The organism is Nocardia sp. NPDC005978, assembly GCF_040614455.1.
Lineage (GTDB): Bacteria > Actinomycetota > Actinomycetes > Mycobacteriales > Mycobacteriaceae > Nocardia.
This window is the reverse complement of the sequence record NZ_JBEXUS010000260.1, coordinates 1-1,019: the sequence shown is the minus strand read 5'-3', so window position 1 is coordinate 1,019 and position 1,019 is coordinate 1. Positions and strand designations below refer to the sequence as shown.

Sequence of the window (1,019 nt, the reverse complement as noted above, 5' to 3'; positions counted from 1 at the left end):
GTGGGTGCGGCCTTGGCCTCGGCCGGAGCCGCCTCGGCCACAACCTCGGGCTCGGGCTCGGGTTCGGCGACCGGTTCGGGCTCTTCGACCTTGGGTACCTGGATGACCTTCAGGTTCTCGGTCATCGCGGCCGCGTCGATCCGGTCGATCGACTGCAGCATCAGTTGCGCGACGTCGACGACCTCGACACCCTGACCGACCTCGCCACCATCCTTACGCGCGGTCACACCGTCAGTGAGCATCACCCGGCAGAACGGGCAACCGGTCGCGATCATCGACGGCTCGTTACCGCCGTTCAACGCATCCAGGGCCTCATCGACACGGTCGACGTTGATGCGCTTGCCGAGCTGCTCTTCCATCCACATGCGAGCACCACCCGCGCCACAGCACATCGACCGCTCACCGTGCCGCGGCATTTCCAGCAGTTTGGAGCCCGAGGCCTCCATGAGTTCACGGGGTGCGTCGTAGATCTTGTTGTGCCGGCCCAGGTAGCACGGGTCGTGGTAGGTGACGTTCTGCGCGACCGGGGACACCGGGATCAGTTTCTTGGCCCGCACCAGCCGGTTCAGCAACTGGGTGTGGTGCACGACCTCGTAGGTGCCACCCACCTGCGGGTACTCGTTGTTCAACGCGTTGAAGCAATGCGCACACGTGACGACGATCTTCTTCTTCGCCTGCTCCACACCCTCGAACAACGAGTTCAACACCTCGATGTTCTGCATCGCCAACTGCTGGAACAAGAATTCGTTACCCGCACGACGCGCCGAGTCACCGGTGCAGGTCTCCTCCTGACCCAACACCATGAACTTCACACCCGCGGTCGCCAACAACTCCGCGACGGCCTTGGTGGTCTTCTTCGCCCGGTCCTCGTACGCACCGGCGCAACCCACCCAGAACAGGTACTCGTACCCGTCGAAGCTGTCGGCGTCCTTGCCGTAGACCGGGATCTCGAAATCGACCTCGTTGATCCAGTTCAACCGGTCCTTGGCGTTCTGACCCCACGGATTGCCCTTGTTCTC

1 protein-coding gene is annotated in these 1,019 nt (G+C 63.0%); it reads right to left on the bottom strand.

What is annotated here, in order from left to right; all coding sequences use genetic code 11:
• Nucleotides 1–1,019 (bottom strand): (Fe-S)-binding protein (locus tag ABZ319_RS40545; protein ID WP_354991901.1); only part of this gene is annotated, 1,019 nt, incomplete at both ends.